Origin of the sequence: Streptomyces sp. DvalAA-14 (assembly GCF_900091855.1) — a bacterium.
GTDB lineage: Bacteria > Actinomycetota > Actinomycetes > Streptomycetales > Streptomycetaceae > Actinacidiphila.
The window spans coordinates 1-6,342 of the sequence record NZ_FMCH01000644.1 but is presented as its reverse complement, the minus strand read 5'-3'; the positions used below and the strand labels follow the sequence as shown (position 1 = coordinate 6,342).

5 protein-coding genes and 1 tRNA gene are annotated in these 6,342 nt (G+C 70.2%); 1 reads left to right on the top strand and 5 read right to left on the bottom strand.

Translation table 11 applies throughout. From position 1 onward, the window contains the following. Window positions 1–17 precede the first annotated feature (17 nt). The 5 genes from GA0115240_RS34250 to GA0115240_RS34230 all read right to left on the bottom strand — a co-directional run bounded on the left by GA0115240_RS34250 (window position 18) and on the right by GA0115240_RS34230 (window position 3,571). Window positions 18–89, bottom strand: a tRNA-Gln gene (locus GA0115240_RS34250). A gap of 84 nt (window positions 90–173) precedes the next feature. After that, complete coding sequence (locus GA0115240_RS34245) at window positions 174–890, bottom strand: HAD family hydrolase (protein WP_093742894.1); 717 nt, start codon at window positions 888–890, stop codon at window positions 174–176. 60 nt (window positions 891–950) lie between these two features. Continuing rightward, complete coding sequence (gltX, locus tag GA0115240_RS34240) at window positions 951–2,465, bottom strand: glutamate--tRNA ligase (RefSeq protein WP_093742892.1); 1,515 nt, start codon at window positions 2,463–2,465, stop codon at window positions 951–953. Beyond that, complete coding sequence (locus GA0115240_RS34235; protein ID WP_093742890.1) at window positions 2,458–3,246, bottom strand: fumarylacetoacetate hydrolase family protein; 789 nt, start codon at window positions 3,244–3,246, stop codon at window positions 2,458–2,460. Before GA0115240_RS34235 ends, gltX begins: the two co-directional genes overlap by 8 nt. Before the next feature lie 94 nt (window positions 3,247–3,340). Further along, on the bottom strand, window positions 3,341–3,571 hold the full coding sequence (locus GA0115240_RS34230; protein WP_093742888.1) for a hypothetical protein: 231 nt from the start codon (window positions 3,569–3,571) through the stop codon (window positions 3,341–3,343). A 582-nt stretch (window positions 3,572–4,153) separates the two neighbouring features. On the opposite strand from GA0115240_RS34230, the gene GA0115240_RS34225 reads away from it, so the two are divergent. Beyond that, on the top strand, window positions 4,154–6,342 hold a 2,189-nt coding region (locus tag GA0115240_RS34225; protein WP_141709070.1), incomplete at its 3' end, for a sensor histidine kinase.

Sequence of the window (6,342 nt, the reverse complement as noted above, 5' to 3'; positions counted from 1 at the left end):
CTCGCACTGCATGCGCGCTGGGGTACCAGGACTCGAACCTAGAACAACTGAACCAGAATCAGCCGTGTTGCCAATTACACCATACCCCACCAAAACGCAACCCCTTGGGGCCTTGTTCGGCTTGCGTTCACCGGCCGGGCCTGTCAGCCCTCTCCGGCGGCGCAGGAAGAACATTACCCGATGCGGGACACCGCTCCAAAACGAGTATCGCCGCGCAGCGCGCCGGGGAGTTCGGCGAGTCCGGTGATCCGGGTCAGGTCAGGACGCCCGCCGACGCCCCGCCGGTCCAGCCAGATGCCGAACAGGCCCGCCTCGGCCGCCCCGCGCGCGTCGATGTCCGGCTCGTTGCCGACGTAGGCGACCTCGCGCGGCTCCAGGGCCAGCGCCTGGCAGGCGGCCAGGAAGGCCCCCGGATCGGGCTTGGCCAGCCCCAGGTCCGCCGCGCACACCAGCGCCTCGAACCGGTGGCGCACCCCCAGCGTGCGCAGCTTGCGTTCCTGCACGTCGGCAACGGAGTTGGACAGCACCGCGTGCCGGTAGCCGGACAGCGCGTCCAGCGCAGCCACCGTGTCGGGGAACAGGCTCCAGGCCGCCTCGTAGTGGGCGACATGCCCGTCGAAGTACGCGTCGGCCTCGTCGTCGGTCATCGGCCGTCTGGTGAAGTCCCGCACCCGGTCCCGGCGCTGGGCCAGGAAGTCGCACGCGCCGGCCGCGAAGCGCGCCCAGTGCAGCGCGGTCAGCTCCGCCCAGCGCAGCAGGGCCTGCTCGACGCTGTCACAGCCGTCGGGCAGGCCCTGCAGGCCGAGATGGGCGCGCATACCGGCCCGGTCGGCGCTCCCGTAGTCGAAGATGGTGTCGTCGATGTCCCACAGGACCGCGCGAATCGCCATACCGGACACGGTAATCGCGCGGTCGGCCCGGCGGGCGCCACCGGGACCACTTCGGCCTGATCAGCCGCCCAGCTTGGCCAGCGCCGCGTCGATCCGGGCCAGGGTGCGGTCGCGGCCGAGGATCTGCAGGGACTCGAAGAGCGGCAGGCCGACGGTGCGGCCGGTGACGGCGACCCGGACCGGGGCCTGCGCCTTGCCGAGCTTGAGGCCGTGCGCCTCGCCGGCCGCCAGCACCGCTTCCTTGAGGGGCTCCGCGGCGGACCAGTCGGCCGCGGCGAGCCGCTCGCGGGCGGTGCGCAGCAGCTCGGCGGCCTGCGGGGTCTTCATCGCCTTCGCCCACGACGCCTCGTCCTCGACCGGCTGGTCCAGGAAGAGGAAGTCGACATTGGCGGTGATGTCGGACAGTACGGTGACGCGGGTCTGCGCGAACGGGGCGACGGCCTGCCAGGCCGCCTCGTCGAAGGACTCCGGCGCCCAGGGGGCGTAGGGGGCCCGCAGCCAGGGGCGGCAGGCCTCGGCGAAGTCCTTGGGCTCCAGCCGCCGGATGTGGTCGGCGTTGATCGCCTCGGCCTTCTTCAGGTCGAAGCGGGCCGGGTTGGCGTTGACGCCGGCGATGTCGAAGCGGGCCACCATCTCGGCCATCGAGAAGACGTCCTGGTCGGCCGAGTAGGACCAGCCCAGCAGCGACAGGTAGTTCAGCAGCCCCTCCGGCAGGAAGCCGCGGTCCCGGTAGAGGTTGAGGGACGCCTCGGGGTCGCGCTTGGACAGCTTCTTGTTGCCCTCGCCCATGACGTAGGGCAGGTGGCCGAACTGCGGCACCCCGGTGGCCACGCCCAGCTCGATCAGCGCCAGGTAGAGGCCGATCTGCCGCGGGGTGGAGGACAGCAGGTCCTCGCCGCGCAGCACGTGGGTGATCTGCATCAGCGCGTCGTCCACCGGGTTGACCAGGGTGTAGAGCGGGGCTCCGTTGGCCCGGACGATGCCGAAGTCCGGCACGTTCTCCGGGGCGAAGGTCAGCTCGCCGCGGACCAGGTCGGTGAAGGTGATCGGCCGGTCCGGCATCCGGAAGCGGACGATCGCGGGGCGGCCCTCGGCCCGGTAGGCGGCGACCTGCTCGGCGGTGAGGTCGCGGCAGTGGCCGTCGTAGCCGGAGGGGCGGCCGGCCGCGCGGGCCTGCGCCCGGCGGGTCTCCAGCTCCTCGGGGGTGCAGTAGCAGTCGTAGGCGTGGCCGGCCTCCTTGAGCCGGCGGGCCACATCGGCGTAGACCTCCATCCGCTGCGACTGCCGGTAGGGGGCGTACGGGCCGCCCACCTCGGGGCCCTCGTCCCAGTCCAGGCCGAGCCAGCGCATCGAGTCCAGCAGCTGCTGGTACGACTCCTCGGAGTCGCGGGCCGCGTCGGTGTCCTCGATGCGGAAGACCAGCGTGCCCTGGTGGTGCCGGGCGAAGGCCCAGTTGAACAGGGCGGTGCGGACCAGGCCCACATGGGGGTTGCCGGTCGGCGAGGGGCAGAAGCGGACGCGGACGCCCGCGCCGGCGGGGCCGGCGGGTGCGGAGGAGGTGGGGGTGCTAGCCACGCGAGATCACCTTGTTGGTGAGAGTGCCGATGCCTTCGATGGTGACGGCGACCTCGTCGCCGGGGTGGAGCGGGCCGACGCCTGCGGGGGTGCCGGTGAGCAGCACGTCGCCGGGGAGCAGCGTCATGGCCTCGGTGATGTTGACGATCAGGTCCTCGATCGAGTTGATCATCTCGGTGGTGCGGCCGGCCTGCCGGAGTTCGCCGTTGACGGTGGCGGTGATGGCCAGGTCGGAGGCGTCGAGGTCGGTCTCGATCCAGGGGCCGAGCGGGCACGAGGAGTCGAAGCCCTTGGCGCGGGCCCACTGCTTCTCGGTCCGCTGGGTGTCCCGCGCGGTCACGTCGTTGGCGCAGGTGTAGCCGAGGATGACGTCCTTGACGCGTTCGCGCGGCACCTCGCGGCAGAGCCGTTTGATGACCACGGCCAGTTCGGCCTCGTGGTGGACCTCGTGGGAGAACGAGGGGTAGACGATCGAGTCGCCGGGGCCGATCACCGAGGTCGAGGGCTTGAAGAAGGCCCAGGGGGCGGTCGGCACCTCGTTGCCCAACTCGGCCGCGTGGGCAGCGTAGTTGCGGCCGATCGCGACGACCTTGTTGGGCAGGACCGGCGACAGCAGCCGCACCTTGTCGGCCGGCACCTTCGTACCCGAGAGCTCGAAGTCCGCGAAGGGGACGCCCTTGATGATGTCGATGACGAGACCGTCGAGGCCGGGGCCTGTCGAGTCGCCTTCGACCGCGCCGAAGGCGACGTTGCCGTCGATGGAGAACCTGGCGATGCGCATGGGCTCAGCCTAGTCGCCGGGGGCGCGCCGCGAAGCCACCGGCCGCGCGTCCACGGGGCGAGAACGGCGAGAATAAGGCCAGGTCAGCGCGCTTTCAGGGGGCGACCGGCGCCTTGGGCAGCTCGGTGAGTACGGTACGACGGGGGTTGGCGGTGCGCTGCGGCAGCGGCCGGCTCCCGGTTTCGCCGGTGTCCCCGGCGGGCTCGGCGGCTGCGGCCGCGACGGCGGGCTCGGCCGACTCGGCCGGCTCGGTCGCGTCCGTGAGGTGGGCGAGCGTGGTGCGCCGCGGGTTGGCGATCGGACGGAACATCAAGGTGGTCTTCATCAGCCGTGGGGACCTCGGGTGTCGGGGCGCCCGGGACGGGGCGCGGCGGTGGACAGTATGCCGTTTTCTGTAAAGCACCAAGCTAGTGCGGCCCCTTCCCCGGAGGCCGGGGCGTCAACATTCGACGTGTTGTGATTTTGCTCACGAACTGAGTCGCAGATCGCCCAGAGCAGACAAAAGCCACTTACCCATAAATCGTTCACAGCAACCCATATACGGATGATTCCGGCACACTCGCCGGGGCACGGTTGTCCGATGGCCCCTGCAGCCAGTTGCGCGCACGACCCGGTTTGCCCGCTTTCACCGACGCCGCGCTCGACGCTGCGTACTTGGATCGACGCGGCGAGTGACACATTCCAACAGGTCAGCCACGGGCCTTGTTGGGAGATCCGGCACTGTGCTGGAATTCCCCGGACCGCCGCATCACATCGAACCGGCGCGCAGGGGGCGCGTTCGAGTACCGAGCGGTGGTGATGGGCACATCTGCCTCCTCGTGACCCGGGGCGGCCTGAGCCCCCATGACTCGACACCGTCCTGTCCGCTTGATTGCGGGGGACGCCTGGTCCAGAGGTTGCGACGCTAGTGCAGGGACGTTTCAAGAGGGACAGCGGCGCTGCGGGTGACCCGGAGCAGCCAGGCGGGACCGGCAGCGGTCCGGCGCAAGCGGCTACCGACACCGGAGCCGCCACGCCGGGGACCACTGCGGCCACCGGACGGACGAGCACGCCCAGTGGCATCGAAGCCGGCAAGATCACCGGCCTCGACGGCAAGCCCGGCCCGCGCATAGCCATGCGCAACTGGCGGATCAGTACCAGACTTGTCTCCCTGCTCGCCCTGCCGGTGGTGACCGCCTCGGCGCTCGGTGGTCTGCGCATCAACAGCTCGCTGGACAACATCAACCAGCTCGAGCACATGAAGACGCTGACCGACATCACCGAGCACGCCACCGACCTGGCCGCCTCGCTCCAGGAGGAGCGCGACAGCTCGGCCGGTCCGCTGGCGTCCCACCAGAAGGGCGACGACCAGGTCGCCGCCTCGCGTGCCGACACCGACCGCGAGCTGAAGCTGTACAACTCGGCCACCGACGACGTCTCGGCCGACGACCCGATCTACAGCGGCGTCCGCGCCACCTTGCTGTCCATCAGCCAGCAGCTGAACACCCTGTCCGACATCCGCGGCCAGGCGTACAGCTCGCCGGCCGTCATCGGGCAGACCGTCTCGCAGTACGACGGCCTCATCCAGTCGCTGCTGTCGCTGTCGCAGGACATGGCGCAGGCCACCAACAACCACGAGATGATCCAGTCCACCCGCGCGCTCGCGGCCTTCTCCTCCGCCAAGGAGTACGAGTCGGTGCAGCGCGCGGTGATCAGCGCCGCGTTCGCCACCAGCGGCACGCTGAACGGCAACGACTACCAGACGGTCTACTGGGGCAGCCAGGACGAGGACACCGCGCTCAAGCGGTTCCAGATCATCTACGGCCCGGCCAGCGAGGAACTGCTGCAGCCGATCCACGACAACAACCTGATCCTGCAGCACGACACCATGCGGCAGCGGATCGCGGCCTCGCCGACCGCGATCACCAAGATCAAGAGTTCGTACCTCGACTGGGACGACGACGCCAAGACCAAGATCCAGGCGATGAACCAGATCGAGCGCTCGCTGCTGAACGACATGCAGCAAAAAGCGCTCAAGCTGCAGGCCGAGGCCAAGCAGGAAGCGCTGATCTCCGGCGCGATCATCCTGCTGGTGCTCGGTGTCGCGGTGGTCGGCGCCTTCATCGTGGCCCGTTCCATGATCCGCTCGCTGCGCCGGCTGCAGCAGACCGCCCAGGACGTCGCCCAGAAGCGGCTGCCCGAGCTGGTCCGGCAGCTGTCCGAGACCGACCCGCAGGACGTCGACACCTCGGTCGAGTCGATCGGCATCAACAGCCGTGACGAGATCGGCCAGGTCGCCCGCGCCTTCGACGAGGTCCACAGCGAGGCGGTCCGGCTGGCCGCCGAGCAGGCGCTGCTGCGGGGCAACGTCAACGCGATGTTCACCAACCTCTCCCGCCGCAGCCAGGGCCTCATCCAGCGCCAGCTGTCGCTCATCTCCGAACTGGAGTCGCGCGAGGCCGACCCGGACCAGCTGTCCTCGCTGTTCAAGCTGGACCACCTCGCGACCCGTATGCGCCGCAACGGTGAGAACCTGCTGGTTCTCGCCGGTGAGGAGCCGGGCCGCCGGTGGACCCGCCCGGTGCCGCTGGTCGACGTGCTGCGCGCCGCCGCGTCCGAGGTGGAGCAGTACGAGCGGATCGAGCTGACGGCGGTCCCGACCGCCGAGGTCACCGGCCGCATCGTCAACGACCTCGTCCACCTGCTCGCCGAGCTGCTGGAGAACGCCACCTCGTTCTCCTCGCCGCAGACCAAAGTGCGGGTCACCGGTCACTCGCTGCCCGACGGCCGGGTGCTCATCGAGATCCACGACACCGGTATCGGCCTGTCCCCCGAGGACCTGGCCGACATCAACGAGCGGCTGGCCAACCCGCCCACGGTGGACGTCTCCGTCTCCCGCCGGATGGGCCTGTTCGTGGTCGGCCGGCTGTCCCTGCGGCACGGCATCCGCATCCAGCTCCGGCCGTCCGACTCGGGCGGTACCACCGCGCTGGTCATGCTGCCGGTGGACGTCACCCAGGGTGGCGCCAACCCGAAGAACATGGGCGCCGCCGGGCGTCCGGCCGCTGCCGCGGCCGCCCCGGCCACCAGCGGTATCGCCGGCGCCTTCGGCAACGC